This is a genomic window from Blastococcus sp. SYSU DS1021 (assembly GCF_054050995.1).
Window position 1 is genome coordinate 134,967 of sequence record NZ_JBJHAL010000007.1, and the last position, 26,543, is coordinate 161,509.

Annotated in this window: 24 protein-coding genes; 9 read left to right on the plus strand and 15 right to left on the minus strand. The window is 74.1% G+C overall.

Features of this window, described 5'->3' with window-relative positions; translation table 11 throughout:
- The first annotated feature begins 66 nt into the window (after positions 1-66).
- Complete coding sequence (locus ACI8AP_RS07465; RefSeq protein ID WP_456588710.1) at positions 67-606, plus strand: hypothetical protein; 540 nt, start codon at positions 67-69, stop codon at positions 604-606.
- A gap of 78 nt (positions 607-684) precedes the next feature.
- Here ACI8AP_RS07465 and ACI8AP_RS07470 read toward each other — a convergent pair whose 3' ends face one another.
- Together ACI8AP_RS07470 and ACI8AP_RS07475 are read right to left on the minus strand one after the other, a co-directional pair.
- Positions 685-1,452, minus strand: a complete 768-nt coding sequence (locus ACI8AP_RS07470; protein WP_456588711.1) for a sulfite exporter TauE/SafE family protein — start codon at positions 1,450-1,452, stop codon at positions 685-687.
- Positions 1,449-2,228 carry a sulfite exporter TauE/SafE family protein gene (locus tag ACI8AP_RS07475; protein WP_456588712.1) on the minus strand — a complete coding sequence of 260 codons (780 nt, stop codon included), beginning with the start codon at positions 2,226-2,228 and terminating at the stop codon, positions 1,449-1,451. Before ACI8AP_RS07475 ends, ACI8AP_RS07470 begins: the two co-directional genes overlap by 4 nt.
- A 153-nt stretch (positions 2,229-2,381) precedes the next feature.
- On the opposite strand from ACI8AP_RS07475, the gene mgtE reads away from it, so the two are divergent.
- A complete protein-coding gene (gene mgtE, locus ACI8AP_RS07480) occupies positions 2,382-3,713 on the plus strand; it encodes a magnesium transporter (protein ID WP_456588713.1) in 1,332 nt (443 codons plus the stop codon).
- Positions 3,714-3,728: 15 nt separating this feature from the next.
- On the opposite strand, the gene ACI8AP_RS07485 is transcribed toward mgtE, so the two are convergent.
- On the minus strand, positions 3,729-4,118 hold the full coding sequence (locus ACI8AP_RS07485) for a universal stress protein (protein ID WP_456588714.1): 390 nt from the start codon (positions 4,116-4,118) through the stop codon (positions 3,729-3,731).
- A gap of 140 nt (positions 4,119-4,258) precedes the next feature.
- Here ACI8AP_RS07485 and ACI8AP_RS07490 point away from each other — a divergent pair, with 140 nt between their 5' ends.
- The 3 genes from ACI8AP_RS07490 to ACI8AP_RS07500 all read left to right on the plus strand — a co-directional run bounded on the left by ACI8AP_RS07490 (position 4,259) and on the right by ACI8AP_RS07500 (position 7,787).
- Positions 4,259-5,149, plus strand: a complete 891-nt coding sequence (locus ACI8AP_RS07490) for a LysR substrate-binding domain-containing protein (RefSeq protein WP_456588715.1) — start codon at positions 4,259-4,261, stop codon at positions 5,147-5,149.
- Between the two features lie 153 nt (positions 5,150-5,302).
- On the plus strand, positions 5,303-6,217 hold the full coding sequence (gene kdgD / locus ACI8AP_RS07495) for a 5-dehydro-4-deoxyglucarate dehydratase (protein ID WP_456588716.1): 915 nt from the start codon (positions 5,303-5,305) through the stop codon (positions 6,215-6,217).
- A gap of 55 nt (positions 6,218-6,272) precedes the next feature.
- Positions 6,273-7,787, plus strand: a complete 1,515-nt coding sequence (locus ACI8AP_RS07500; RefSeq protein WP_456588717.1) for an aldehyde dehydrogenase (NADP(+)) — start codon at positions 6,273-6,275, stop codon at positions 7,785-7,787.
- Between the two features lie 47 nt (positions 7,788-7,834).
- Here the strand turns inward: ACI8AP_RS07500 and ACI8AP_RS07505 are convergent, their stop codons facing one another.
- Positions 7,835-10,390: a DEAD/DEAH box helicase gene (locus ACI8AP_RS07505; protein WP_456588718.1), complete on the minus strand. Its 2,556-nt coding sequence runs from the start codon at positions 10,388-10,390 to the stop codon at positions 7,835-7,837.
- A 171-nt stretch (positions 10,391-10,561) separates the two neighbouring features.
- On the opposite strand from ACI8AP_RS07505, the gene ACI8AP_RS07510 reads away from it, so the two are divergent.
- Both ACI8AP_RS07510 and ACI8AP_RS07515 read left to right on the plus strand, forming a co-directional pair.
- Positions 10,562-10,693 carry a hypothetical protein gene (locus tag ACI8AP_RS07510; RefSeq protein WP_456588719.1) on the plus strand — a complete coding sequence of 44 codons (132 nt, stop codon included), beginning with the start codon at positions 10,562-10,564 and terminating at the stop codon, positions 10,691-10,693.
- 217 nt (positions 10,694-10,910) lie between these two features.
- Positions 10,911-11,768 (plus strand): SDR family oxidoreductase, encoded by an 858-nt coding sequence (locus tag ACI8AP_RS07515; RefSeq protein ID WP_456588720.1) that lies wholly within the window; start codon positions 10,911-10,913, stop codon positions 11,766-11,768.
- Between the two features lie 67 nt (positions 11,769-11,835).
- Here the strand turns inward: ACI8AP_RS07515 and ACI8AP_RS07520 are convergent, their stop codons facing one another.
- Together ACI8AP_RS07520 and ACI8AP_RS07525 are read right to left on the minus strand one after the other, a co-directional pair.
- Complete coding sequence (locus ACI8AP_RS07520; RefSeq protein WP_456588721.1) at positions 11,836-12,195, minus strand: homocysteine S-methyltransferase family protein; 360 nt, start codon at positions 12,193-12,195, stop codon at positions 11,836-11,838.
- A 135-nt stretch (positions 12,196-12,330) separates the two neighbouring features.
- Positions 12,331-14,664 carry a M28 family peptidase gene (locus ACI8AP_RS07525; protein WP_456588722.1) on the minus strand — a complete coding sequence of 778 codons (2,334 nt, stop codon included), beginning with the start codon at positions 14,662-14,664 and terminating at the stop codon, positions 12,331-12,333.
- A gap of 102 nt (positions 14,665-14,766) precedes the next feature.
- On the opposite strand from ACI8AP_RS07525, the gene ACI8AP_RS07530 reads away from it, so the two are divergent.
- Positions 14,767-15,531, plus strand: a complete 765-nt coding sequence (locus ACI8AP_RS07530) for an SDR family NAD(P)-dependent oxidoreductase (protein WP_456588723.1) — start codon at positions 14,767-14,769, stop codon at positions 15,529-15,531.
- Between the two features lie 10 nt (positions 15,532-15,541).
- Here the strand turns inward: ACI8AP_RS07530 and hisH are convergent, their stop codons facing one another.
- From hisH to hisD, 5 genes are read right to left on the minus strand one after another with little or no spacing between them, the layout of a single operon-like run.
- Positions 15,542-16,180, minus strand: coding sequence for an imidazole glycerol phosphate synthase subunit HisH (gene hisH / locus ACI8AP_RS07535; protein ID WP_456588724.1), 639 nt, complete (start codon positions 16,178-16,180; stop codon positions 15,542-15,544).
- A 59-nt stretch (positions 16,181-16,239) separates the two neighbouring features.
- On the minus strand, positions 16,240-16,416 hold the full coding sequence (locus tag ACI8AP_RS07540) for a hypothetical protein (protein WP_456588725.1): 177 nt from the start codon (positions 16,414-16,416) through the stop codon (positions 16,240-16,242).
- Between the two features lie 16 nt (positions 16,417-16,432).
- The gene (gene hisB / locus ACI8AP_RS07545) at positions 16,433-17,029 is read right to left on the minus strand and encodes an imidazoleglycerol-phosphate dehydratase HisB (protein WP_456588726.1); all 597 of its coding nucleotides are present in this window, start codon (positions 17,027-17,029) and stop codon (positions 16,433-16,435) included.
- Positions 17,030-17,034: 5 nt separating this feature from the next.
- The gene (locus ACI8AP_RS07550; protein ID WP_456588727.1) at positions 17,035-18,147 is read right to left on the minus strand and encodes a histidinol-phosphate transaminase; all 1,113 of its coding nucleotides are present in this window, start codon (positions 18,145-18,147) and stop codon (positions 17,035-17,037) included.
- Positions 18,144-19,448: a histidinol dehydrogenase gene (gene hisD, locus ACI8AP_RS07555; RefSeq protein ID WP_456588728.1), complete on the minus strand. Its 1,305-nt coding sequence runs from the start codon at positions 19,446-19,448 to the stop codon at positions 18,144-18,146. Before hisD ends, ACI8AP_RS07550 begins: the two co-directional genes overlap by 4 nt.
- A gap of 117 nt (positions 19,449-19,565) precedes the next feature.
- Here hisD and ACI8AP_RS07560 point away from each other — a divergent pair, with 117 nt between their 5' ends.
- Positions 19,566-20,366, plus strand: coding sequence for an LON peptidase substrate-binding domain-containing protein (locus ACI8AP_RS07560; RefSeq protein WP_456588729.1), 801 nt, complete (start codon positions 19,566-19,568; stop codon positions 20,364-20,366).
- A gap of 4 nt (positions 20,367-20,370) precedes the next feature.
- Here the strand turns inward: ACI8AP_RS07560 and ACI8AP_RS07565 are convergent, their stop codons facing one another.
- The 4 genes from ACI8AP_RS07565 to ACI8AP_RS07580 all read right to left on the minus strand — a co-directional run bounded on the left by ACI8AP_RS07565 (position 20,371) and on the right by ACI8AP_RS07580 (position 26,517).
- Complete coding sequence (locus ACI8AP_RS07565; protein WP_456588730.1) at positions 20,371-21,693, minus strand: PucR family transcriptional regulator; 1,323 nt, start codon at positions 21,691-21,693, stop codon at positions 20,371-20,373.
- A 50-nt stretch (positions 21,694-21,743) separates the two neighbouring features.
- A complete protein-coding gene (locus tag ACI8AP_RS07570; protein ID WP_456588731.1) occupies positions 21,744-23,159 on the minus strand; it encodes a phytoene desaturase family protein in 1,416 nt (471 codons plus the stop codon).
- Complete coding sequence (locus tag ACI8AP_RS07575) at positions 23,156-24,961, minus strand: DUF3556 domain-containing protein (protein ID WP_456588732.1); 1,806 nt, start codon at positions 24,959-24,961, stop codon at positions 23,156-23,158. The genes ACI8AP_RS07570 and ACI8AP_RS07575 overlap by 4 nt, the downstream gene beginning before the upstream one ends.
- Before the next feature lie 89 nt (positions 24,962-25,050).
- Positions 25,051-26,517, minus strand: a complete 1,467-nt coding sequence (locus ACI8AP_RS07580) for a class I adenylate-forming enzyme family protein (protein WP_456588733.1) — start codon at positions 26,515-26,517, stop codon at positions 25,051-25,053.
- Positions 26,518-26,543 lie beyond the last annotated feature (26 nt).

Genomic DNA, 26,543 nt, shown 5'->3' on the forward strand with positions numbered 1-26,543 from the left:
GGCGGCGGGGTGTCCTGCGGCGTTCGCGGTGCACCTGTGCCTAGCGTGGCCCGTGAGGTGAGTGCGATGAGCGAACGAGACCAGACCATGTCCCTGCCCGAGCCGAGCGCCGACGGCGCCGGCGCCGGTGCCACCGCAGCGGGAGCCGCCGGGCCCGTCCCGCCGCTGCCCGACCCGACACCGGTCGACGACCCGGGAGGCACGCCCACGGTCGGGCACGCCACCGCACCGGTGAGCGTGCGACCGGCCCCCCGCAAGCCACGGCGCGGCCCGATGACCGTCATGGGCCCCTGGGCCCCGGTCGCCGGCGGCCTGCTCGGACTGTTCCTCGGCCTGGTCGTCGTGCTGCTGCTCGCCGGCTCGGCGGACGCCTTCGACGACCGGCTGGCGCTGGCGTTCGCCGTCGTCGGCCTCGGCCTGCTCGGCGCCGCCGGCGTCCTGCTCGCCGACGAGGTGCGGATCGTGCGCCAGCGCTCCCGGGAGGCCGGGGTGCGGCCGCAGTGGGTGGAGGCGACGGCGGGGCTGGTGAACGGGCTGACGCCCGCCCGGCTGCTGCTGCTGGTCAGCGCGTTCGTGCTGTTCCTCTCGGCCTACGTCGCCGGCTGACCGAGCCGGCGGGCGCCGGTCGTGGTCATGGCGCGGCCTGACCACGACCGGGCTGCACCCGCCGGGCGCGGGGCTCGTTCAGAGGTAGGCCTGGACGCCCAGGTGGACGGCGAGCCCCAGGCCGGCCAACGCGATGAGCCGGCGCAGCAGCGTCTGCGGTGCCCGGCGCACGACGCGCGGCCCCAGGCGCCCGCCGGCGAACAGCCCGAGGGCCAGCGGCAGCGCCGCGGTCCAGGCGACCGGGGCCAGCACCACGAACGCGACGGCGGCCACCGCGTTGGCCATGCCGAGCATGACGTTCTTCAGCGCGTTGCTGCGGGCCAGCCCCTCGCCGGTGCCGAGGAGGAACAGCGCGAGCAGCATGACGCCGGCGGCGGCGCCGAAGTACCCGCCGTACACGGCGACGGCGAAGGTGGCCACGGGCAGCCACCGCGGGTCGGGGGTCGCCGCCTGCGCGGCCATCCCCTCGACGGCGAGCTCGCGCGGCGAGCGCTGCAGGAGGAGGACGAGGGACGCCCCGGCGACCAGCCAGGGGACGATCCGCTCGAACGCCGCGGACGGGGTGAGCAGGAGCAGCGTGGCGCCGGCGGCGCCGCCCAGCACCGCCCCCACGGCCAGCCGCCCCACCCGTCGTCCCTGGCCGCGCAGCTCCGGCCCGGAGGCGCTGACCGACCCGGCGCTGTTCAGCACGAGCGCCACGGTGTTGGTGACGTTGGCGGCGACCGGAGAGAGGCCGGTGGCCAGCAGCGCGGGGTAGCTCACCAGCGAGGCGAGCCCGGCGATGCTGCCGGTCAGCCCGGCCCCCACGCCGGCGGCCACGAGGAAGAGGAATTCGAGGACGCTCACCGGGAGACGAGCACCCCGATCGCCACCACGCCCAGGACGACGATCGCCGTCCGCAGCACCGGCTCGGGCAGTCGCCGTCCGTAGCGGGCGCCGACGTGCCCGCCGGCCAGCGAGCCGACGGCCAGCAGCCCGGCCGCCGACCAGACCACCCGGTCGGTGGCGACCACCACGTAGGCGCCGGCCGCCACCGAGTTCACCGTCAGGGTCAGCACGTTCTTGATCGCGTTGAGCCGCTGCAGGGGCTCCCGCAGCAGAAGGCCGAAGACGCCGATCTGGATCACGCCCTGGCTGGCGGCGAAGTAGCCGCCGTAGGTGCCGGTCAGGTAGGCGGTGCCGACGAGGGCCGCGTGCCGTCCCGGGCCGATGCGGGGAGTGCGTCGCTCGTCCGCCCCCCGCCGGGCCAGCCGGCGCCGGACCAGCGGGTGCGCGGCCACCAGGACGACGGCGAGCGCGATCAGCACCGGCACCACCGCCTCGAACGTCGCGGCGGGCAGGTGCAGCAGGAGGAAGGCGCCGGTGAGCCCGCCGAGGACGGAGGCGGGGATCAGCCGCAGCAGCAGGGGCCACTGCCCGCGCAGCTCACGCCGGTAGCCGATCGAGCCGGTCAGGTTGCCGGCGATCAGGCCCAGCGAGTTGCTGATCGTGGCCGGGACCGGGGGGATGCCCACCCCGACGAGCACCGGGAAGGAGACCAGCGTCCCGGAACCGATGACGGCGTTGATGCCACCGGCCGCGACGCCCGCCACCGCGACGGCCACCATCTCCCACGCGGTCATGCGGTCATCGCCGACGAGCCTGGCACGCCAGGACCCCGCCCGGGCGGGCAGGTGGGTGTGATCGTCGCCGCGCCGCGCCGCGCCGCGCCGCGCTACCGGTGCCCGTCGGCTCCTGAGGGGCAGGACCCCGGCCGGGGCCGGTAGACAGGGGCCATGGACACCACCGCCGATCTCGGCGAGCTCGCCCGGGCGGGTGATCTGCGCGCGCTGCACGAGGTGCTCGCCGAGCTGGACGTCCCCAGCACGGTCGACGAGCTGGAACGGGTCGATCCCACGACGCGGGCGGTGGTGTTCCGCCTGTTGCCCAAGGACCGCTCCCTGGCGGTGTTCGAGGACCTCGACCCCGCGCTCCAGCGGGAACTGCTGGACACGCTGCGTGAGGAGTCGACCCGGGAGCTGATCACGGGGCTGGACCCCGACGACCGGGCGAACCTCTTCGACGAGCTGCCGGCCACCGTCGCCGCGCGGCTGCTCTCCGGGCTCGATGCCCGGGAGAGCGCCATGACCACGGAGCTGCTCGGGTACCCACAGGAGTCCGCGGGCCGGCGCATGACCCCCGAGGTGGTCTCCGTCCCGGTGGGCAGCACGGTCGCCGATGCGCTGGCGATCGCCCGCAGCGAGGAGCCGCACGCCGAGACGATCTACACCCTGCCGGTGATCGGGGCGGGACGGTGCGTCGTCGGGGTGGTGTCCCTGCGCCGGCTGTTCGTCAGCGACCCCGACGCGCGGGTCGACGACGTGATGAGCGAGCCCGTGGTGGTGCGCACCGAGGACGACCAGGAGGTGGCCGCGCGGGTGCTGCGCGACCACGGGCTGGTCGCGGTGCCGGTGGTCGACCGGGAGGGCCGGCTGGTCGGGCTCTTCACCGTCGACGACGCCATGCGCGTGCTCGAGGCGGAGGAGAGCGAGGACATCGCCCGTGCCGGCGGTGCCGAACCGCTCGACCGGCCCTACCTCACGGCGGGCGTCGTGGGCCTGGCGCGCAGCCGGGTGGGCTGGCTGCTGGTGCTCATCGCCGCGGCCACGCTGACGGTCAACGTGCTCGACTACTTCGAGGACGTCCTCGCCGAGGTGGTGGCGCTGGCGCTGTTCGTCCCGCTGCTGATCGGCACCGGGGGGAACACCGGTGCCCAGGCGGCGACCACGGTCATCCGGGCCATGGCCGTCGGCGACGTGCGGTTCGGCGACCTGCCGCGCGTGGTGGGTCGCGAGATGGCCACCGGCGCGCTGCTGGGGGCGCTGCTCGGGCTCGTGGGCTTCGCGCCGGCCGCCTGGCTGGTGGGGGTGGAGATCGCCGTGGTGCTGTGCTCCGCGCTGCTGGTGGTCTGCACGCTCGCCACCACCGCCGGGGCCCTGACGCCGATGCTCGCCCGGCGGGTGGGGGTGGACCCGGCAGTCGTCAGCGCGCCGTTCATCACCACGTTCGTGGACGCGACCGGCCTGATCGTCTACTTCCTCATCGCCCGCGCGGTCCTCGGGATCTGACGGTCGCGGAGCGGCTCACGGCTTGACGGCGAGGACCGGACGGTCGGCGTCGAGGAGGATCCGCTGCGCGCTGCTGCCCATGAGCAGCTTGCCGACGGGGGAGCGCTTGCGCAGCCCGATCACGATCACCGACGCGTCCACCTCCCGCGCCACGCGCAGCACCTCGTCGGCCGCCTCGCCGTCGCGCATCCCCTGCCGGAGCTCGAGTGCGACACCGGCGCGTTCGGCCCGCTCGGTGATGTCGCGGACGGTGTCCTCGTCGGCGACCTCCACACTGACCGGGGCGCCGCCGCGCGCGGAGTTGAGCACCAGCACTCCCTCGCCGCGGCGGGCCGCCTCGGCGATCCCTGCGTCGAGCGCAGCGCGCCCCTCCGGGGTGGGGACGAATCCGACGAGGACGGTCATGCGGGCTCCTTGGCGGGACGGGCGGGGGACGAGGAGCAGTGTCCCCGAGAGCCCGGGTGAGGAAACCGTGGAGAGCCCCGGCGACGGCGTGCTCCATTCCAGTGCTGCAGAGAAGCCCCGAGGATCGATACCTTGCGTGCATGGGCTTCACGTTGGAGCAGCTCCGCGGCTTCGTGACCGTCGCTGACGAGCTGCACTTCGGCCGGGCCGCGGCCCGGCTCGCGATGACGCAGCCTCCGCTGAGCCGGCAGATCCAGAAGCTCGAGCGCGCGGTCGGCGCACAGCTGCTGGAGCGCGACAACCGGCGAGTCGCCCTGACGGCGGCGGGGCAGGTGTTCCTGGCCGAGGCGCGGCGCCTGCTGGCGCTGGCGGACTCGGCGCCCGAGCTGGCCCGCCGGGTGTCGTCGGGGTCCAGTGGCGTCGTCCGGATCGGGTTCACAGCCGCCTCGACCTACGGCGTCCTGGGCGGTCTGCTCAACGAACTGGCGCGCGAGCTGCCCGACGTCGACGTCGACCTGGCCGAGATGGTGACGCGCGAGCAGGTGGCCGCGCTGCTCGACGAGGAGATCGACCTCGGCCTGGCCCGCCCGCCGTTCGACGCCGAGACCTTCCAGTCCCGCCTGCTGCACCGCGAGCCGATGCTCGTGGCCGCCCCCGTCGGCCACCGGCTGCTGGAGCTCGGACGACCGGCCACCGCCGCCGACCTCGCCACCGAGCCGGTGGTCATGCACTCGCCGACCCGGGCCCGGTACTTCTACGACCTCGTGGTGGGCGTCGTCCCGGTTGCCTCGGAGAACGCCGTGCACGTGGTGGGTCAGGTGCTCACGATGCTGTGGCTCGTGGCGGCCCGTCGCGGCATCGCCTTCGTCCCCGGCTCGGCCGCCCGGTTGCCTATCGACGGCGTCGGGTTCGTGCGGCTGGAGACGGCGGTGCCCGAGCCGGTGGAGCTGCACCTGCTGTGGGCGAAGCAGGCCAAGAACCCGGCGCTCCGGCGGGTGCTGGAGGTCCTCGAACGGCGAACCACCGGGTGACGGTGTCGGCCTGACCATGCTCTGAGGGCATCGAGCGATACGCAATCGCTCTTGGACACGCATCCATCCGCCTTCCTACCGTGATGCCGACCGCCGCCACCCGGTGCGCCGTAGCGCCCCCGGAGCGGACCCGCCGGACCCGAGGACCCACCCGTGACGCTGCTTGCCCCGGATGCTCTCGCCGACCGGCTGAAGTCCGGCCTGCTCTCCTTCCCGGTGACCCACTTCGACGCCGACCTGCAGTTCGACGAGCCCCGGTACCGGAAGCACCTGGCCTGGCAGGCGAGCTTCGACGTGGCCGGCCTGTTCGCGGCCGGCGGCACCGGCGAGGGCTTCTCGCTGACCTCCGCGGAGCTGGACCGGGTCGTGCGTGTCGCCGTCGACGAGGTCGCCGGGCGGGTCCCCGTCATCGCCCCGGCGACCGGCGGGACGGCGGTGTCCGCGGCGCAGGCACGCGCGGCCGAGGCAGCCGGGGCATCCGGGCTGCTGCTGTTTCCGCCCTATCTGACCGAGGCCAGCCAGCGTGGCCTGGTCGAGCACATCAGCGCGGTGTGCCGGTCCACCGACCTGGGCGTCATCGTCTACAGCCGGGCCAACGCGGTGCTCAGCGACACCACGGTGGCCGAGGTGGCCGAACGCAACCCCAACCTGATCGGGCTCAAGGACGGCGTCGGGGACATCGAGCAGATGACGCGCACCTACGCGCGCGTCGGTGACCGGCTGATCTACATCGGCGGGCTGCCCACCGCCGAGACGTTCGCGCTGCCGCTCCTCCAGCTGGGCGTGACCACGTACTCCTCGGCGCTCTACAACTTCCTCCCGGAGTTCGCGCTCAGGTTCTACGCCGCCGTGCGCGCGCAGGACAGGGGCGCCGTGTACGGCATGCTCAACGACTTCGTGCTGCCCTACACCGAGATCCGCGACCGGGCCAAGGGCTATGCGGTCTCGATCGTGAAGGCCGGGCTGACCGCCGTCGGCCGGGACGGCGGCCGGGTGCGCCCGCCCCTGACCGACCTGACCGAGGCGGAGCTGGCCGAGCTGACGGCCCTGGTCTCCAAGGTCTCCTGAGCCCGCACCTGCCTCGACGCGCCCCGCTGAACCCCGCACCCCTGAGGAGCACCCCATGGACGTCGTCAGCATCGACCCCCGAACCGGCGAGGCCGCCGAGGTCGTCGCCCAGGAGACCACCACCGAGGAGGTCGACCGCCTCTGCGCCGCGGCGCTGGCCGCCGCGCCCGCCCTCGACGAGCTCGGCCGGGCAGGCCGTGCCGCCCTGCTGCGCGCCCTCGCCGACGCCCTGGAGGGGCGCCGGGAGGACGTCGTGGCCGTCGCCGACCGCGAGACGGCGCTGGGCACCACCCGGCTGAACGGCGAGCTGACCCGGACCTGCTACCAGCTCCGGCTGTTCGCCGAGGTGCTCGAGGAGGGCAGCTACCTCGAGGCGGCCATCGACCACGCGGGTGACAGCCCCATGGGCCCGCGGCCGGACCTCCGCCGGATGCTCGTGCCGATCGGTCCGGTGGCCGTGTTCGGCGCGAGCAACTTCCCGCTCGCCTTCTCGGTGCCCGGCGGTGACACCGCGTCGGCGCTGGCCGCCGGCTGCCCCGTCGTCGTCAAGGCGCACGGCTCCCACCCGGCGACGTCGCAGCTGGTGTTCGAGGTGCTCGTCGAGGCCGCCGGCAAGGCCGGAGCGCCCGAGGGCACCCTCGGCATCGTGCACGGGCTGCAGGCCGGGGCCGACCTCGTCGCCCACCCGGCGATCCGCGCGGTCGGCTTCACCGGCTCGGTCAACGGCGGGCGCGCGCTGCTGGAGATCATCGAGCGGCGTCCCGACCCGGTGCCGTTCTTCGGCGAGCTGTCCAGCCTCAACCCGCTGGTCGTCACCCCGCAGGCCGCCGTCGAGCGCGGCGAGACCATCGGCCGCGAGCTGGTCGGCTCCTTCACGCTCGGCGGCGGCCAGTTCTGCACCAAGCCCGGGCTGGCCTTCGTGCCGGCCGGCCCCGAGGGCGACCGGGTCGTCGACGCGATGGCCGAGGCGGTCCGCTCGGCGCCGGCACCGGTGCTGCTCAACGAGGGCATCGCCGCCGCATACGGCCGCATCTCCGACGGCCTGGCCGCCGCACCGGGCGTCGAGGAGGTGGCCCGGGGCGAGCAGGCCCCGGACGAGGGTTTCCGCGCCGTCCCCCGGCTGCTCACCACCGCCGCCGCCGACCTGCCGGAGGAGGTCACCGAGGAGTGCTTCGGACCGGTGAGCGTCGTCGCCCGCTACGACGGCGAGGACGAGTTGTTCGCCGCCTTCGCCGCTCTTCCCTCGTCCCTGACCGCCACGGTGCTGCGCGGTGGCGGCGAGACCGAGCTGCCGCTCGCCGTCTCGCAGCAGCTGCGCACGCTCGCCGGCCGGATCGTCTACGACGCCTACCCGACCGGCGTCGCCGTCTCCTGGGCCCAGCACCACGGCGGGCCGTGGCCGTCGACCAACTCCCAGCACACCTCGGTGGGGACGACGGCGATCCGCCGGTTCCTCCGGCCGGTCACCTGGCAGGGCGCTCCCGCCGAGGTGCTGCCGGAGGAGCTGACGGACGGCTACCAGGGCATCCCGCGGCGGGTCGACGGGAAGCTGCAGCTGCCCCGGGGCTGAGCGGGTCGCCGCCGATCAGTCGTGCGCGGTGCCGCAGATCCACCGCTTCAGTCCCTGCGGCCGGCGTCCACGAGCCGGATGACGGCTGCGCCCTCCTCGTCGGAGGCCGCGAGGTCGACCTCGACGTCGAAGCCCCAGTCGTGGTTGCCCTCGGGGTCGTCGACGATCTGCCGCACGTGCCAGACGTCCGGGCGCTTGTCCCAGATCAGCAGCGCGGGACCGCGGGCGTCCGCGCCGGTGTTCACCTCGCCGTGCTCGGCGAAGTAGGCCTGCACCACCTCGCCCCAGCGCTCGGCGTCCCAGCCCGAGCCGGCGTCCAGCTCGCCCAGGTCGTACCAGCGGCGGCGGGCCCACAGCTCGACGCGGCGGAACAGCGCGTTGCGGACCATCGCGGTGAACGCCCGCTCGTTGCCGGTCAGCGGGCGCGGCCGGGCGGGGACGGCGACCTCCGCCACCGGCCCCTGGTCGGCATCGGTGAGCGCCTCCCACTCGTCCAGCAGCGAGGAGTCGACCTGGCGCACCAGCTCGCCGAGCCACTCGACGAGGTCGGTGACCTCCTCGGTGCGCGCCGCGGCCGGCACCCCCGAGCGCAGCGCCTTGAACGCGTCGGAGAGGTAGCGCAGCACCGCCCCCTCGGCGCGGGTCAGCCCGTAGGTGTTCACGAACTCCCGGAAGGTGAACGCCCGCTCCCACATCTCCCGGACCACCGACTTCGGCGACAGCGCACCGTCGGCGGCCCACGGGTTGGACTGCCGGTAGACCTCGAAGGCGTGCCCGAGCAGCTCCTCCAGCGGCTTGGGATAGCTGATCTCCTCGAGCAGCTCCATCCGCTCGTCGTACTCGATGCCCTCGGCCTTCATCTGCGCGACCGCCTCGCCCTTGGCCTTGTTGAGCTGGGCGGCGAGGATCTGGCGCGGGTCGTCGAGCGTGGCCTCGATGACGCTGACGACGTCGAGCGCGTAGGTGTCCGAGTCGGGGTCGAGCAGGTCGATGGCGGCCAGCGCGAAGGTGGACAGCGGCTGGTTGAGCGCGAAGTCCGGCGGCAGGTCCAGCGTCAGGTCGTAGCGGCGGCCGTCGGGCTCCGGCTCGGGCAGCCGCTCCAGGACGCCGGCCTGCAGCAGGGAGCGGGCGATGCCGATCGCGTCGCGGATCAGCTTCAGCTGCTTCTTGCGCGGCTCGTGGTTCTCGGTGAGCAGCCGGCGCATCGCGGTGAACGGGTCACCCGGCCGGTCGACGACGTCGAGGATCATCGCCGTCGTCACCCGCATGTGGCTGGTCAGCTTCTCGGGTTCCCCCTCGACCAGCCGGTTCATCGTCGACTCGCTCCACGGCACCATGCCGTCGGGGACCTTCTTGCGCACCAGCTTGCGGCGCTTCTTCGGGTCGTCGGCCACCTTGGCGAACTGCTTGAGGTTCTCCACCTCGTGCTCGGGCGCCTGGACGACGACGGTGCCCGCGGTGTCGTAGCCCGCGCGGCCGGCCCGGCCGGCGATCTGGTGGAACTCGCGCACCTGCAGCAGCCGGGTGCGGGTGCCGTCGTACTTCGACAGCGCGCTGAAGACGACGGTGCGGATCGGCACGTTGATGCCGACGCCGAGGGTGTCGGTGCCGCAGATGACCTTGAGCAGCCCGGCCTGGGCGAGCTGCTCGACCAGCCGCCGGTACTTGGGCAGCATCCCGGCGTGGTGGACGCCGATGCCGTGGCGGACCAGCCGCGACAGCGTCGTCCCGAAGGCCGACGAGAACCGGAAGCCGCCGATCATCTCGGCGATCGCCGCCTTCTCCTCCTTGCTGCAGACGTTGACGCTCATGAGCGCCTGTGCGCGCTCCAGCGCGGAGGCCTGGGTGAAGTGGACGACGTAGACCGGCGCCTGCTGGGTGTCGAGCAGCTCCTGGATCGTCTCGTGCATCGGCGTCGTCGCGTAGTAGTGGTGCAGCGGCACCGGGCGCACGGCGTTGGCCACCAGCGCGGTCGGCCGGCCGGTGCGCCGCGTCAGGTCCTCGCGCAGGAAGGTGACGTCGCCCAGGGTGGCGCTCATCAGGAGGAACTGCGCCTTCGGCAGCTCCAGCAGGGGGACCTGCCAGGCCCAGCCGCGGTCGGGGTCGCCGTAGAAGTGGAACTCGTCCATCACGACGAGCGCGTCCGCGAGCTGCTCCGATTCGCTGCCCTCGCGCAGCGCGATGTTGGCCAGGACCTCGGCGGTGCAGGCGATGATCGGGGCATCCCGGTTGACCGCCGCGTCGCCGGTGAGCATGCCGACGTTCTGCGCGCCGAAGATGCCGCAGAGCGCGAAGAACTTCTCGCTGACCAGCGCCTTGATCGGTGCGGTGTAGTAGCTGCGCCGGCCGGCGGCCAGCGCGGCGTACTGCGCGCCGGTGGCGACCAGCGACTTGCCGGAGCCGGTCGGGGTGGCGAGGACGACGTTGGCGCCGCTCACCAGCTCGATCAGCGCCTCCTCCTGGGCCGGGTACAGCGGCGTGCCGCCGGCCTCGGCCCAGGCGGCGAAGGCCGCGAACAGCTCGTCGGGATCGCCGCCCCTCGCGCGCAGCGCGGAGAGGTCGGCGGGGTCGTCGAGCAGCGGGGGAGCGGCGGTCGTGGTCATCAGGGCTACCAGCGTGCCCGACGACCTGCTGCTTCCGCTGAGCCAGGTCCGGTAGGGCGTTCGTGTCCGAGAGACGGTAACGATCCGGTAACGACGAGTGTGGCCATGTGTGGGGTGCGTCGTAATCGGAGAGGAAGGTGAACAATAGGTAAACGGAAGGTGGCTGGGACCATGCGTGAACGTTTCTGCCCGGAGTGCCGGTGGACCGTGGTGACCGACCCCGCGGGCCGGCGTCGGCTCGAGATGCGCTGGGTGCCGCTCGGCGCCACGGCCAACCAGGCCCCGGTGGCGCGCGCGGCGTGACGGAGGGCCGCGTCCTCCCCGGGACGTGGCGGAGCGAGACACCCGACCCGGGCGGTAGGAGGGGTGCACAACGACGTGCGCCTCTCCCACCGCCCGGGTCGTGTGCTGTGCAGCCGGCACCCACCGGTTCCGCGGGGATCCGCCGGGGTAGCGCGCGGAGCAGGAAGTGCGGGCCGCAGGGGCCCGCACCCGCTGCCAGTCGCTCCGGAGGACCGTCATGTCATCACCCCGTCCCGAGACCCAGCCCGCCCAGCAGCAGAGCGTTCCGGGCACGCTCGGGGAGATGGACCCGAAGCCGGACCACGGCGAGGAGAGCTACCAGGGTTCCGGAAGGCTCACCGGCAAGGCCGCGGTCATCACCGGTGGGGACAGCGGCATCGGCCGCGCCGTCGCCATCGCCTTCGCCCGCGAGGGCGCCGACGTCCTGATCTCCTACCTCAACGAGCACGAGGACGCGCAGGACACCGCGAAGTACGTGGAGCAGGCCGGCCGGAAGTGCGTGCTCGTGCCCGGCGACATCTCCGACCGGGCGCACTGCAAGACGATCATCCCGAAGGCCGTCGAGGAGTTCGGCCGGGTCGACATCCTGGTCAACAACGCCGCCTTCCAGATGAGCCACGACTCGCTGGAGGAGATCTCCGACGAGGAGTGGGACTTCACCGTCGCCACGAACCTCTCGGCGATGTTCACCCTGACCAAGGACGCCATCCCCCACATGCAGCCGGGTGCCTCGATCATCAACTCGTCGTCGGTGAACTCGGACAACCCGAGCCCCAACCTCATCGCCTACGCCATGACCAAGGCCGGCATCGCGAACTTCACCGCCAGCCTCGCGCAGCTGTACGCAGAGAAGGGCATCCGGGCCAACAGCGTCGCCCCCGGCCCGGTCTGGACGCCGCTGATCCCCTCGACGATGCCCGAGGAGAAGGTCGACAGCTTCGGCCAGCAGGTGCCGCTGGGCCGCCCCGCGCAGCCGGCCGAGCTGGCGCCCGTCTACGTGATGCTGGCCAGCGACGAGGCCTCCTACGTCTCCGGCGCGCGGATCGCCGTCACCGGCGGCAAGCCCATCCTCTGAGAAAGGGCCCCGGTGCCCCCCACCCGCTCGCAGGCTCGCGGTGGGGCCCTGCACCGGGGCCGCTCCGTCACGTCATCGTCGCGATGCGGGCGATGTCGGCCGGGCGGACGCGGCAGCAGCCGCCGACCAGCCGGGCGCCCGCGGCCTGCCACTCCGCGAGGGCATGCCCGGGGATCCCCGGGGGGGGGGGGGGGGGGCGGGCGCGCGCGGGGGGCCCGCCGGACCCGGAGGGGGGGGGGGGGGGGGGGGCGGGCGGGGGGGCGGGCGGGGCGGCGCGGGGCGGGGGGGGGGGGCGGGCGCGCCCACCCCCCGCGCGCCCCCCCCCCCCCCCCCCCCCCCCCCCCCCCCCCCCCCCCCCCCCCCCCCCCCCCCCCCCCCCCCCCCCCCCCCCCCCCACCGGCGGGCCCCAGCACCGCCCAGCCTGCACCGGCTACCAGCAGCACGGCCACCGCTCCGGCGAGCACTGCGACGAACGGGCGACGATGCACGGCTCAGAGCCTGCGCTCCACCGGTGACGGCGTCGTGAGAGCCGGATGAGAGAGCTCTCATCCGGCCGCGCCCGTCACCCCAGGTCGGTGACCGCCGTGACGACCAGCAGGTCCGCACCGTGCGTACCGGCGACGTCCACGCCCGCGGGCCGCGGCTCGTACCCCGGCAGACCGGTGAGCCCGTCGCTGGCGTCCGCGGCGCGCAACCGCACCGGCCCGTCGCCCTCGACCGTGAAGGCGGCCTGCAACCCGTCGGGGGGCGGCGCGTGGAAGGTGATCCGCAGCCCCGACTCCCCCAGCGCGGCGTCGGGCACGCCGCGGCCGCCGAACCGGCCGCGGACGACGGTGCCGCCCTCGGCGGTGAGGTCCAGCTGGACCAGCCGGACCCCCGCCCGCTGCGGCGTGACCCGGACGGTGATCTCCCGCCGTTCGCCGAGGACCTGGTCGGAGACGACGACGACCTCCGGCGCCGGCAGGTCGGCGGTTTCGGCAGGTCCGGTGAGCAGATCGCGGCCGGCGAGGTACGGGAGGTCCGCGCCCAGGGTCCCGGGGCCGTCGACGAACCGGCCGGTCCACTCGCCCGGCGTCGTCTCGGTGGTCACCCACCGCGCCCGGTCCCGGTCGGTGTCCAGCACGTAGGCCAGCCGGCTGGGCACCGGGTGGTCGGCGTCGAAGCGGTCGACCGCCAGCCCCGCGGCCACGCAGGCCCCTGCGGCTCCTAGCGCGACGGCCGGGACGGCGGCCGCCGCCAGCCGGCCGCGCGCCCCGGGCGGCGCGGCGGGGTCGGGGAACAGCAGTTCCAGCGCCGGCAGCAGGGCCAGCGCGCCGAGCACGACGACGACCGACGGCGCGAGCACCTGCGACATGCCGAGCGCGGGGAGGAAGAGCGCGGCGGTCGGGGCGAGGACGAGGACCGCCGTCGCGCCGGTGAGCGACGCGGCGACGGCGCACACCGCGCGCGAGCGGGCGAGCACGGCGACGGCGCCGCTGAGCGCACCGACCAGGGCCGGCCAGGCCGCGAGGTAGGAGCCGCCCGGCGCCACCGCGGCGAGCACCGCCGCCACCACGGCGAGCCAGAGCAGCGCGCCCGCGGCCAGTGGGGCCGCGCCGACCGGCCGGCGCAGCAGCGCGTACCAGATCAGGACGACGGCCAGCACAACCGCGACGGCCGCCAGCCGGAACCAGCCCGGCCGCCAGGGGTCGAGCATCGTGGCGTACCCGGGGCGGAGGACGACCAGCGCCTCCCACAGCCCCTGCGCGGCCAGCGGCCCCGCCACGAGCGGGACGAGCGCCAGCGCGGCGGCCCCGGCGGTGCGCCGCAACGGGCTGATCCCCCGGCGGCGCAGCGTCCAGGCCAGGCCGGCGACGGCGACCAGCGCCGCACCGGCCAGCGGCCACACCAGCGAGCCCGGGTAGCGCACCAGCAGCCCGGGGAGCGGGAAGTAGGTCGCGTCCTCGGCGGCGGGCTCGGCGAGGACGGCCAGGTCCCGGTCCCCCAGCTCCCGGGCCAGCGCCAGGGTGTTGTCGCCGAGGGCCTGCAGGCTGCCGCGGTCCAGCCGCTCGGGGGTGTCCTGCGGCGAGTGGTAGGCCGCGGCGCCGTCGATGAAGGCGGTGTTCATGCCGGTGTAGCCGCCGTCCTCGAGGAACACGCTGAAGTCCGTGTCGTTGGGCAGCGCCCGGTAGACCTCGACGGCGAAGCTGCTGGCGACCGGGTGGGGGGCGGCGTCGGCGAACGCCGCCGCGAGCTCGGCGTTCCCGAGCGACGTCTCGAACATGATCGGTGGGCCGCCGGTGCCGCGGGCCTCCAGGTTGAGCGCCACCCCGCCGCCGGCCAGCGGGTGCGAGGCGACGAACGCCTCGGCTCCGCAGAGGCAGGCCTCCTCGGCGTCGGTCAGGACGGCGACGACGTCGTTGCGCAGCTGCGGGCCCTCGGTCAGCGCCCGGACGGACTCCAGCAGCGCGGCCACCCCGGCGGCGTCGTCGGCCGCCCCCGGCCCGCCCTCCACCGAGTCGTGGTGCGCCACCAGGTACAGCCGGCCGGTGGGATCGGTGCCGGGCAGGACGGCGACCACGTTGCGCACCCGCGCCATGCGGGCCTCCCCCGCGCCACCGGCCCGGGCGCCGACGGCGTTCTGCACGCGGGTGTCCAGACCGAGGTCGGTCAGGGCGCGCACGAGCCCGTCGACCACCTCGTCGCTCTCCGGGCTCCCCGCCACGTGCGGCTCGGCCGCGATGCGCTCGACGTGCGCGAAGGCACGGGCCGCGCTGAACTCCGTGGCCGGGGCGCCGACGGGGCGCGGGTCCGGCGGCCGGAGCCCTGCCACGGTCCAGCCGGTGAGCGCCAGCAGCAGCGCGACGACGGCCAGCCCGACGAGCCGGCCGGGGCGGGACGGACGCTCGGCGGGCACGCGACCTCCTTGGACGGCGACCCGCGCACCTTAGGGCGCGGGCGCCTCCCGGCCGTGCAGCACCGCCCGCGGCGCGCCGTCGCTGGCTGGTTGACTGCTGCCATGACCAGCGCCGCAGCACCCCGCGCCGTCCTCGTCACCGGCGCCTCCCGCGGCATCGGGCGAGCGATCGCGCACGCCTTCGCCGCCCGGGGGGACCGGGTGGCGGTGCACTCCGGCAGCTCCCGGGAGGCGGCCGAGCGGGTCGCCGCCGAGCTGCCCGGGGCCGGGCACACCGTCGTGCAGGCGGACGTGGCCGACGCCGAGGCGGTCGGGGCGATGGTCGACGACGCGGCGACGGCGCTGGGCGGGCTGCAGGTGCTCGTCAACAACGCCGGCGTCTACACGCCGCACCCGCCGCTGGAGACGTCCTGGACCGACTGGCAGGCGGCCGTGGCGCGCACGCTGCAGGTGAACCTGGTCGGCGCGATGCACGTCACCTTCCGCGCGGTGCCGCACCTGGTCGCGGCCGGTGGCGGCGCCGTGGTGAACGTGACCAGCCGGGGCGCCTTCCGCGGCGAGCCGGGCACACCGGCCTACGGCGCGGCGAAGGCGGGCCTGAACGCCTTCGGGCAGTCGATGGCCCAGGCCCTGGCCCCGCACGGGATCAGCGTGGGCAGCGTCGCCCCGGGGTTCGTGCAGACCGAGATGGCTCGCGAGATCCTCGACGGGCCCAGCGGCGACGCCGTCCGCGCGCAGTCCCCCTACGGGCGGGTGGCGCGACCGGAGGAGGTCGCCGCGGCCGTGCTCTGGCTGGCGTCCCCGGAGGCCCGCTTCTCCACCGGCACGATCATCGACGTCAACGGGGCCAGCTACCTGCGCAGCTGACCTGCGCGCCTCAGTTCAGCGTGCCGAGCCAGTTGGTGAGCAGCTGCGCGCCGGCGTCGCCGCTCTTCTCGGGGTGGAACTGGGTGGCCGACAGCGCGGCGTTCTCCACACCGGCGACGAACCGGTCGCCGTGCTCGGCCCAGGTGACCAACGGCGGCGCCAGCGGGGAGGGCACGCCGTCCTGGCCCAGCGGGAAGGTGCGCACCCCGTAGGAGTGCACGAAGTAGAAGCGCTGGTCCGCGAGCCCCGCGAACAGCACGCTGTCCTGCGGCGCCTGGACGGTGTTCCAGCCCATGTGCGGCAGCACCGGCGCCTCGAGCGGCTCGACGACGCCGGGCCACTCGCCGCAGCCCTCGGCGTCCACGCCGTGCTCCACGCCGCGCTCGAAGAGGATCTGCATGCCGACGCAGATGCCGAGCACCGGCCGGCCCCCGGCGAGCCGGCGGCCGATGATCCGGCGGCCGTCGACGGCGTCCAGGCCCGCCATGCAGGCGGCAAACGCGCCCACCCCGGGCACGACCAGGCCGTCGGCGTCCAGCGCGGTCCGCGCGTCGGAGGTCACCGTCACCTCGGCACCGACCCGCTGCAGCGCGCGCTCCGCGGAACGCAGGTTGCCCGAGCCGTAGTCGAGGACCGCCACCTTCTTCACGCCTGCCACGCTACCGACCAGCGCCGGAGCCCCTCGATGTGTTCCCGGGCAGCGCCGGCTCAGACGAGCCGCAGGATGCCCGCCGCGCTGGCCAGCAGGGCCGCGATCAGCAGGATGGCGGCGAACGCGACCTGCGGCCCGGTGCGCCGGCCGTCGGCGGTGTCCGCCCGCCAGATGCTCCACGCACCACCGAGCAGGAAGCCGCCGAGCAGCAGGAGGGGCAGCCCCGAGCTCACCGCCGGCCGCGCAGGATCACAGGGCGCCCTTGGTGGAGGGGACGTCGGTGACCCGCGGGTCGATCGCGACGGCCGCACGCAGCGCCCGCGCCAGCGCCTTGAACTGCGCCTCCACGATGTGGTGCGCGTCGCGCCCGGCGTACAGCACCCGCACGTGCAGGCTGATCCGCGCGTTGAACGCGAAGGACTCCAGCACGTGCTTGGTCAGCGAGGTCGGGTAGTCCGGCCCGATCATCGGCGTCATGTTCTCGGGCTCGGCGTGCACGAAGTACGGCCGGCCGGAGAGGTCGACCGCGGCCTGCGCGAGCACCTCGTCCATCGGGATGGTGGCGTCGCCGTAGCGGGTGATGCCCCGCTTGTCGCCCAGCGCCTCGGCGAACGCCTGCCCCAGCGCGATGGCGACGTCCTCCACCGTGTGGTGGGCGTCGATGTGCAGGTCACCGTCGGCCCGCACGGTCAGGTCGATGCCGCTGTGCTTGGACAGCGCGGTGAGCATGTGGTCGTAGAAGCCCACGCCCGTGCTGATCGAGCTGCTGCCGGTGCCGTCGAGGTCGAGCTCCACCACGAGCTTGGTCTCGCTGGTCTGGCGCTCGACGCGTGCGGTGCGGGTCATGGGCGTCAGTCTCCCAGAGTCGTGCGGTGGGCCGGCGCGACCTCACCCAGGGCGGTGAGGAAGGCGTCGGTCTCCTCGGCGGTACCGGCGGTCACCCGCAGCCATCCCGGGAGACCGACGTCCCGCACGAGCACCCCCCGGTCCAGCAGCGCCCGCCAGGCGGCGGGCGCGTCGGCGAAGTGCCCGAAGAGGACGAAGTTGGCGTCGCTGGGCACGCTCGTGAGCCCCAGGCCCGGCAGCGCCGCCACGATGCGGTCGCGCTGCGCCTTGACCGCGTCGACGGTCGCCAGCAGGGCATCCGTGTGCGCCAGCGCGGCCCGGGCGGCGGCCTGGGTGAGCGAGCTCAGGTGGTAGGGCAGCCGCACCAGCTGGATGGCGTCCACGACGGCCGGGTCCGCGGCCAGGTAGCCCAGCCGCAGCCCCGCCATGCCGAAGGCCTTGCTCATCGTCCGGCTCACGATCAGCCGGGGCCGGCCGGGGAGCAGGGTGAGCGACGACGGGGTACCGGTCCGCGCGAACTCCGCGTACGCCTCGTCGACGACGAGCACACCGTCGGTGGCGTCGTAGAGGGCGGCCACCGTGTCCAGGTCGACCGCGGTGCCGGTGGGGTTGTTCGGGCTGGTCACGAAGACGACGTCGGGCCGAACCTCGCGCACCTGCGCCACGGCGGCCTCTGTGTCGATCGTGAAGTCGGCGGCCCGGTGCCCGTCGACCCACGACGTGCCGGTGCCGGCCGCGATGATCGGGTGCATCGAGTACGACGGCGTGAACCCGAGCGCAGTGCGCCCCGCTCCCCCGAACGCCTGCAGGATCTGCTGCAGCACCTCGTTGGAGCCGTTGGCCGCCCACACCTGCGCCGGCTCCAGCGGCCGGCCGCCGGTCCGGGACAGGTAGGCGGCGAGGTCGGCCCGCAGCGCCACGGCGTCCCGGTCGGGGTAGCGGTTGAGCTCCAGCGCCGCGCGCCCGAGCGCCTCGCCGAGGTCGGCGAGCAGCTCGGCCGGCAGCGGGTGCGGGTTCTCGTTGGTGTTGAGCCGGTGGGTGGCCGGCAGCTGCGGGGCGCCGTAGGGCGTGCGGCCGCGCAGCTCCGGCCGCAGCGGGAGCTCCTCGAGCGACGTCACGGGCGCTGCCGGACCCGCACCGCGGCCGCGTGCGCCGGGAGGTCCTCGGCGCCGGCGAGGGCGTCGATGTGCCGGGCGACGTCGGCCAGCGCCTGCTCGTCGTACTCGACGACGTGGATGCCGCGCAGGAACGACTGCACGCTCAACCCGCTGGAGTGCCGCGCGCACCCGCCGGTCGGCAGCACGTGGTTGGACCCGGCGCAGTAGTCGCCCAGGGAGACCGGCGACCAGGCGCCGACGAAGATCGCGCCCGCGTTCCGCACCCGCATCGCGACGGCACGCGCGTCGCGGGTCTGGATCTCCAGGTGCTCGGCGGCGTAGGCGTCGACCACCCGCAGCCCGGCGTCCAGGTCGTCGACCAGGACGATGCCGGACTGGCTGCCGTCCAGCGCGGTGGTGATCCGCTCGGAATGCTTGGTGGCGGCCACCTGCCCGGGCACCAGGGCCAGCACGGCGTCGGCCAGCTCCTCGCTGTCGGTCACCAGCACCGCGCCGGCCAGGGGGTCGTGCTCGGCCTGGCTGATCAGGTCGGCGGCGACGTGGGCGGGGTCGGCGGTGTCGTCGGCGAGGATCGCGACCTCGGTGGGGCCCGCCTCGGAGTCGATGCCGATCAGCCCGCGCAGCAGCCGCTTCGCGGCGGTCACGTAGACGTTGCCGGGACCGGTGACCATGTCGACCGGCTCGCACGAGCCGGCGCCGTACCCGAAGACGGCGATGGCCTGGGCACCTCCGACGGCGTAGACCTCGGTGACGCCCAGCAGCGCGCAGGCGGCCAGGACCCCGGGGTCGGGCAGGCCACCGTTGTCCCGCTGCGGCGGGGAGGCCACCGCGATCGACTCGACGCCGGCGATCTGCGCGGGGACCACGTTCATCACGACGCTGGACAGCAGCGGCGCCAGGCCGCCGGGCACGTACAGCCCCACGCGGCGGACCGGGAGCCAGCGCTCGGTGACCGTGCCGCCGGCCGCGACCTCCGTGGTGACGTCGGTGCGCCGCTGGTCGCCGTGCACCTTCCGCACCCGGGCGATGGCCTCCTCCAGGGCCTCCCGCAGCGTCGGGTCGCACTCGGCGAGCGCGCGGTCGAGCGCCTCCTGCGGCACCGCGAAGTCCTCGGCGTCCACGCCGTCGAGGCGGGCGGTGATCTCCCGCACCGCCTGGGCGCCGCGGATGCGCACGTCCTCGCAGAGCGGGCGGACGGTGGCGAGCACCGAGTCGATGTCGGTGGCGGCGCGCGGCAGCAGCCCGGTGAGCTCCCGGACGCCGGGCAACGCGTGTCCGCGCAGGTCGATGCGTGCCAGCACGGGAGGCCTCCGGGGTCGGATCGGTGGTACGACGCGGATCCCAGGGTATCCAGCGCCCCGCGACGGGCCCGGGGCGCCCACACGGGCAGGCGGCCGGGGGGCCGTACGCTTCCCCGGATGGGTGAGCTGATCCCGCTGTTCCCGCTGGGACGGCCCCTCTTCCCCGGGGTCGTGCTGCCCCTGCAGATCTTCGAGCCCCGCTACCGGCGCCTGATGCGCGACCTGATGGACCTGCCCGAGCTCGGCGACCGCAGGTTCTTCGGGGTCGTGGCGATCCGGCAGGGGTGGGAGGTCGAGCGGGTGGCCCCCGCGGCGGCGCTCTACGACATCGGGTGCACCGCGCGGCTGCAGCGCGTGCAACCGCAGTCCGACGGCGGATTCCGCATCGTGACCGTCGGTGGTGAGCGGTTCCGGCTGCTCGACGTCGTGGTCGGCGACGACCCGCCCTACCTGCAGGCGGAGGTGGAGTGGCTGGCCGAGGAGGAGGCCGCGGAGGAGGCCGCCGGGGACGCCGAGGTGGCCACCGGCGACTCCGCCGGGCTGGCCCCGCCGACGGACGAGCTCGCCAGCTCGGTCGCCCGCGGATCGCTCGACCTCCTCGCGCACGGGGTCGGTGACCTCTTCACCCGGTACGTCGCGGAGGTGGCGGCGCTGGGCGCCGGCGCGCACGGGGACGGCGCGGAGGCCGCGGTGCGGCTCGCGGCGGCGTCCGACGACCCGACCGCGCTGTCCTGGCTGGTCGCCTCCTCGGCGCTGCTGACCACCGAGGACAGGCAGGCGCTGCTGGCGGAGTCCGCGACCCGCCGCCGCCTGGCCGCGGAGTCCCGGTTGCTGCGCCGGGAGCTGACGCTGCTGCAGACCCTCGGCGCGGTCCCGGCGCCGCTGCAGCAGTTCGCCGTCCCGATGACGGTGAACTGACCCGTCAGGCCGGCGGCGCGTCGGCCCGGGCGCCGGCGTCGAGCACGGCGGACCCCAGGAAATGGCAGGCGTTCAGGGCCACCGCCAGGTCCACCCGGTGCGACCGCGCTGCGGGCTGCCGCAGCTCCAGCGCTCGGGACACCCGGTACTTCACCGTGTTGCGGTGCAGCCGCATGATCTCTGCGGTCTCGGTGTAGCTCTCCCCCGTGAGGTAGAAGACCCGCAACGTCTCGCGCAGCACCTGGGACGCATCGTTGTCCACCGCGAGCGGACCGAGCACCTCGTGGATCCACGCCCGCGCGGAGTCGAGATCGCCGGCCAGCATCGACGTGATCGCAACGCCTTCGTCGCCGAAGCCCGTGACGGGCGTGGTGGCGCCCGAGGCCATGGCGACCCGACGGGCCGCCCGGGCCTGTTCGTGGGTGCGCCGGAAGCCGTCCACACCCGACCCGGAGAGCCCCAGGGCGGCCCGGCAGGTGCGCGCCTGCTCGACGAGCCGGCATATCTGAGTGGTGTCCACCTCCCCCGGCCGGACCGCGAAGGGCAGCCACGCCCAGGCGGTCTCTCGGTCGACCGCCGTCACCAGGGGCGGCCCCGAGCAGCCGGCTCCCGTCGCGACCTTCGACACGACGGAGGTGAGCAACCGGAGCTCGTCCGGCGCCGGCGCCGCGTCCACGGACCAGATGATCATCCCGAGGTGGTGCGCCGTCAGGCGGTAGCCGGTCTCGCGCTCGAAGCGCCCGGGCGCGACCTTCTGCCCGGCCAGCACGTCGTGGATGAGCGCCGCGCGCACGGTCCCCTGCGTGCTCAGCCAGCGTTCGCGTTCGGCCTCGTATGCCTCGAAGACGTACTGGGAGATCCAGTCGATGTACCGCCCGACCACGGTGGCCATGTGGTGCAGGACCTCGAACTTCTCCTCCGCCGTGCAGTCGAGCGCCTGGACGTCGGGGAACATCTGCTCGATGAAGTCGTCCTTGCCGATGCTGTAGGCGCGGACGAGGGAGTTGGCCGGGATCTCCCGCTGGGCCAGCCGCAGGGCGTACTCGACCGCGGCCGTCGTGGGCATCAGGTGCTCGATCGGGATGTGGTTGGTCAGGATGTGCGTGAGCGTCTTGGTGTTGGCGTCCACGCTGGCCCGGAGCAGCTCCATGAACTGCGGGTCCACGTCCAGACTCCTGATGTGCCGGGCGATGAGCTCGGTCATGTCCCGGGCGATCTGGGGCTGACGGCGGTCCAGCCGCCTGCCCGCCTGCGACACCAGGGCGAGCACCCGCTCGCCGCCCTCGGGGCCCGGCGCCCCGTGCCCTGGCCCCGCCGCCGCGCTCATCCCCGCCTCCTGCCGCCGTCCCGTCCGTGCACGTCCGTCCTGCCCCGCGCTCAGCGTGCGACCCGCGACAGGGCCGACCGGGCGGCGTTGTACCCGCACAGCCCGTGGGCGCCGGCGCCGGGCGGTGTGGCCGCCGAGCAGAGGTAGACCCCGTCGACCCCGAGGGAGTAGGGGTCCAGCGCCACCCGCGGGCGGAAGACCAGCTGCAGCGGGTCGTTGGCGCCGGTGACGACGTCCCCTCCGACGTAGTTGGCGTTGTGCGCCTCCAGTCCCGCGGCCGAGGTCACGTGCCGGGCCAGCACGCGCTCGAGGAAACCGGGGGCGAACCGTTCGATCTGCTGCTCGATGGCCCGCGTCGCGTCCCCCGTGTAGCCGGCCGGCACGTGGGCGTAGGTGTACAGCGGGTGGACGTCGCCGGCCGAGCGGCTCGGATCGGCGACGTACTGCTGCCCGACGAGGACGAAGGGACGCTCGGGCATGCGGCCGCGGGTGATGTCCCTCTCCGCCGCGGCGATCTCCTCGAACGTGCCCCCGACGTGGACGGTCCCGGCCCGCCGCGACTCCTCGTGGGCCCACGGAACGCCGCCCTGGACGGCGAACTCGACCTTGAACGACCCCGGCCCGTGCCGGTAGCGGGTCAGCGCGCGCGCGACCCGCCGGGGCATCCGGTCGCCGACGAGCCGGGCCGCGGCACGGGGCGCGAGGTCCAGCATGACGATGTCCGGCTCCCCCAGCTCGGCCATCGAGCCGACGGTCACCCCGGTCTCCACCTTCGCGCCGTACCGGGCGAGGAGGGTGGACACCGCCCGGCTGATGGCCGCCGATCCTCCTTCGGCCACCGGCCAGCCGTAGCGGTGCGCGGCGGTGCCGAGGGCCACGCCGATGGCCGACGACGCCGGGGAGCCCAACGGCCGGAAGGCGTGCGCGGCGACGCCGGCGAACAGGGCGCGCGCCTCCTCCGTGGACCAGCGCCGGGCGAGGACCGCCGCCGGGAGCAGGGAGTAGGCGCCGAACCGCGCGAGCTTCACGGGATGCGCCGGGACGTGCAGCAGCGGCTGCAGGAAGTCCTCGGCGATGTCGCCGAAGCGCTCCGTCAGCGGGCCGAAGAGGCTGCGGTACCGGCCGGCGTCGGCGCCCAGGTGGTCGGCGGTCGCGTCCACCGACCGCTGGACGGCGGCGCCGCGGCCGCCGTCCAGCGGGTGGGAGTACTCGATGCCCGCCCACCGCCACGTCAGCCCCTGCGCGCCGAGGTCGAACGCGCGGGAGAACGGGGTGTCCACGGCGAGCGGGTGGAAGCCGGCGCACTCGTCGTGGACCAGACCCGGCAGCGTGAGGGCGCTGCTGCGGGTCCCTCCCCCGATGGTGTCCGCGGCCTCCAGGACCGTGACGTGCACGCCGGCGGCGGCGAGGGTGAGGGCGGCAGCGAGCCCGTTGGGCCCGCTGCCGACCACGACGGCGTCGGTCATGCACTCACACTGGCACGGACGACGGGGTGCGGGTGCTCACCGGCCGGGGTGTAGCCGGGGCTCCGCCACGTGACCGTGTGCGCGATCGGGCCGTTCGGCAGCCAGGGCTGCTCCGCGACCGCGTCGCTCACCTTCCAGTAGCCCCGCTCCACCACGCCCAGCGCCGCGTCGATGACCTTGTACTCCTGCGTCGAGCGGTGGATCGGCTGCGACTCGACCCAGACGACGATGCACTCCCCCGGCTCGAACCCGCAGCGCTTCTGCACGGCCGTGACGGTCTGCTCGTTGTGCAGGTGGGCGTCGCCGAACTGCCAGCCGACCAGCGTGGTGCAGACGAACTCACCCTCCCGGATGCGGTAGTTCTCCATGCGGTCCAGGTGCCGCATCATCAGCGACAGCAGGCCCCGGCCCTGGCTGTGCATCGTCCGCCAGGCCACCGCCTTCTGCATGAAGATTTCCGCGATCTCCTTGCCGAACGCACCGGAGAGCTGGTCGATCTGGTTGGGGTTGAACTTCACCAGGTGCTGGTTCAGCTTGTCCTCGGCCTCGTCGCCCCGGAAGGCCCAGGTGGCCGAGGCCCAGTTGCCGGCGTACTGCCGCATCGACGGCAGGAACGACACCAGGTCCGGCCGCAGGTTGCCCAGGATGGGGAAGGCCACGAACACGGCGACGATGGGCAGCAGCAGCCACGGCGAGCTGATGTCGCCGATGCCGTAGCCCTCGCCGGCCGGGAAGCCGCCGAACAGCCACGCGGTGGCGAACATGAAGAAGACGTTCCACTCCAGCGGCACTGCCAGGGGGAAGGTCGAGGTGATGAAGATGTGGAACACGATCATCCCGACGATCGCGAGCCAGGTGATCGTGGTGTTGGTCGAGAACAGCAGGACCAGCGGGAGCACCAGCTCGACGACCGTGCCGCCGATGTGCGCGAAGGCCCAGGCGACCTTGGACGGCCGCAGGTCGTTCGGGTAGTCGCGGTACAGCGCCCGCTTGAACCGCAGCGACGTCAGCCAGGGCGTGTTGCTCATCATCGGCGGGACCACGTTGGTGAAGTGGTGCCCGAACTTCGAGACGCCGGCGCCCATCCAGATGGTGACCATGGCGATCTTGGCCGCGATGATCATGTCGACGTGGTTGCCGAGGATGCCGAAGAAGAAGAGCACCGCGATGTACTGCTCGGAGCGAGCCGCCAGGAAGACGACGCGGTCGCGCAGCCCCATCACGATGATGAGCGCCACGAAGGTCAGCAGCGCCCACTGCGGCAGCAGGCCGGCCTCGCTGCCGGGCAGGGCGTCGGTGCGCACCCCGGGGCCGATCAGCAGGAACACCAGCGTGGCCAGGATGCAGAAGTACAGGCCCACGTCGAAAGCGGTGCGGTGGTCACCCGCGGTGAACGGGACCTTGCCCGGCCACGGGGGGAGCCGGAGCGTGCCGCGCTTCGACCAGTAGAGGAAGCCGCCGATGAACGGCTTGAACTTGAAAGCCAGCGGGCCGGAGGACGACGCCCACCCGGTGATCTCGAACAGGATCGTCCAGATGATCAGCTTCTGGTAGACGATCGGCTCGCCCCACCACGCCCCGAGGTCCCCGAAGCCCAGTCCCGGCGTCGTCAGACCGACGACCGCGAACCCGCCGAACACGTAGAAGGCGAGCTTGTAGACGTAGAGCATGTGGTTGGTCTTCGGGCCGCCGAAGCCGTACTCGCACCAGTGGGTGGCGAGCATCCGCATGCGCTCCATGAAGGGCATCGATTCGAACTGCGCCGGGTCCACCGGCGGCATGTCTGCGGTCTTGAAGCCCATGGTTGCTCCTTCGTACGGGCAGGGGTGATCAGCGAGAGGGGTGCTCTCGCTGCTGGCGGACGTGCAGAAGGGCGCGGGAAAGCTGTCGGTCAGGCCGGTTGGGGCTGCAACGACCGGCGGATGGCGGGTTTGTCGGTCTTCCCCACCGGGTTCTTGGGCAGGCCGTCGACGATCTCGATCCGCTCCGGGACCTTCACCCGGGTGAGGTGGCGCCGGCAGTGCTCGAGCAGGTGCTCCTCGGTGACCCGGGCGTCCGGGTAGAGGCTCACGTAGGCCACGGGCGACTCCCCGAGGACGGCGTCGGGTCGGCCCACGACCGCGGCCTCGAGGACGCCGGGCACGGTGGTGAGGACGGCCTCGATCTCCTTGGGGTAGATGTTCTCCCCGCCGCGGATGATCATGTCCTTCACACGGTCGACGATGGTGAGGTAGCCGTCGTCGTCCAGCCGGCCCACGTCGCCGGTGCGCAGCCAGCCGTCGACCAGCGTCTCCGCCGTCGCCTCGGGCCGGCCGAGGTATCCGCGCATGACGGTGGGCCCCGCGATCACGACCTCGCCGATCGCACCGGTGGGCACGGGGGCACCGTCCTCACCCCGGATCTCGATGCGCTGGCCGGGCAGCGCGGGGCCGACGCTCCCGAGCTTGCGCACGCCGTCGACCGGGTTGCACGCCGAGGCGCAGGTGCCCTCGGTGAGCCCGTAGCCCTCGACCATCCGGAACCCGAACCGCTCCTCGCAGCGGTCGAGGAGCTCCGCCGGCACGGGAGCGGCGCCGCAGACGACGAAGCGCAGCGACGAGGTGTCGGGGCGGACGTCGTCGGGCAGCGAGGCCAGCAGCGCGTAGATGGTCGGGACGGCGGAGAAGTACGTCGGCCGCAGCCGCTCCACCTGCTCGAAGAAGCGGCTCGCGGAGAAGCTGCCCACGATGCTCAGCTGCCCGCCGGCCCGGAACGTCGCGAGTGCGCTCACCATGAGCGCGTTGGCGTGGAAGAGCGGGAGCACCAGCAGGCAGTGGTCCCGCTCGGTGAGGGAGAAGTGGTCGGCCATGGTGCTCGACATGGCCTCGACGTTGGCGTGGTCGAGCATGACGCCCTTCGGGCGCCCGGTGGAGCCGCTGGTGTAGATCAGCAGGGCCAGGTCGTGCCCCTCCAGGGCGACCGGCGGGAGCTGCGCCCCGGAGCCGGCGACCCGCATGTCGTCGACACCGATCGCCGGCCGGCCGGCCGTCGGCGCACCCGGCCCGAGGTTCACCACGAGCGTGGCGCCCGAGTCGGCGATCTGGTGGTCCGCCTCGCTCGCCGTGAACACCGGGTTCACCGGCGTCGCGGCGCCGCCGAGCCGCCACGCCGCGAAGAGCGCCACGAGGAGCTCGACCCGGTTGGGCAGCATGACGGCGAGGACGTCGCCGCGACCGAACCCGTGCTCCGCGAGCTGACCGGCGAACGCGGCGACCCGGACGTCGAGCTCCGCGTAGGTCAGGGCGACGACCTCGTCGCGGACGCAGGGCGCGTCACCCGAGGATGCCGGCCGCGCCCAGGGCAGGTAACCGAAGCTCATGCGTCGCCGTCTCCTCGGTGGTCGCA

Coding starts and splice junctions, on each gene's coding strand:
- ACI8AP_RS07465 (WP_456588710.1), top strand. CDS start 67: ATGAGCGAACGAGACCAGACCATGTCCCTGCCCGAGCCGAGCGCCGAC.
- ACI8AP_RS07475 (WP_456588712.1), bottom strand. CDS start 2,228: ATGACCGCGTGGGAGATGGTGGCCGTCGCGGTGGCGGGCGTCGCGGCC.
- mgtE (WP_456588713.1), top strand. CDS start 2,382: ATGGACACCACCGCCGATCTCGGCGAGCTCGCCCGGGCGGGTGATCTG.
- ACI8AP_RS07485 (WP_456588714.1), bottom strand. CDS start 4,118: ATGACCGTCCTCGTCGGATTCGTCCCCACCCCGGAGGGGCGCGCTGCG.
- ACI8AP_RS07490 (WP_456588715.1), top strand. CDS start 4,259: ATGGGCTTCACGTTGGAGCAGCTCCGCGGCTTCGTGACCGTCGCTGAC.
- ACI8AP_RS07500 (WP_456588717.1), top strand. CDS start 6,273: ATGGACGTCGTCAGCATCGACCCCCGAACCGGCGAGGCCGCCGAGGTC.
- ACI8AP_RS07505 (WP_456588718.1), bottom strand. CDS start 10,390: ATGACCACGACCGCCGCTCCCCCGCTGCTCGACGACCCCGCCGACCTC.
- ACI8AP_RS07510 (WP_456588719.1), top strand. CDS start 10,562: ATGCGTGAACGTTTCTGCCCGGAGTGCCGGTGGACCGTGGTGACCGAC.
- ACI8AP_RS07515 (WP_456588720.1), top strand. CDS start 10,911: ATGTCATCACCCCGTCCCGAGACCCAGCCCGCCCAGCAGCAGAGCGTT.
- ACI8AP_RS07530 (WP_456588723.1), top strand. CDS start 14,767: ATGACCAGCGCCGCAGCACCCCGCGCCGTCCTCGTCACCGGCGCCTCC.
- hisB (WP_456588726.1), bottom strand. CDS start 17,029: ATGACCCGCACCGCACGCGTCGAGCGCCAGACCAGCGAGACCAAGCTC.
- ACI8AP_RS07560 (WP_456588729.1), top strand. CDS start 19,566: ATGGGTGAGCTGATCCCGCTGTTCCCGCTGGGACGGCCCCTCTTCCCC.
- ACI8AP_RS07565 (WP_456588730.1), bottom strand. CDS start 21,693: ATGAGCGCGGCGGCGGGGCCAGGGCACGGGGCGCCGGGCCCCGAGGGC.
- ACI8AP_RS07570 (WP_456588731.1), bottom strand. CDS start 23,159: ATGACCGACGCCGTCGTGGTCGGCAGCGGGCCCAACGGGCTCGCTGCC.
- ACI8AP_RS07575 (WP_456588732.1), bottom strand. CDS start 24,961: ATGGGCTTCAAGACCGCAGACATGCCGCCGGTGGACCCGGCGCAGTTC.
- ACI8AP_RS07580 (WP_456588733.1), bottom strand. CDS start 26,517: ATGAGCTTCGGTTACCTGCCCTGGGCGCGGCCGGCATCCTCGGGTGAC.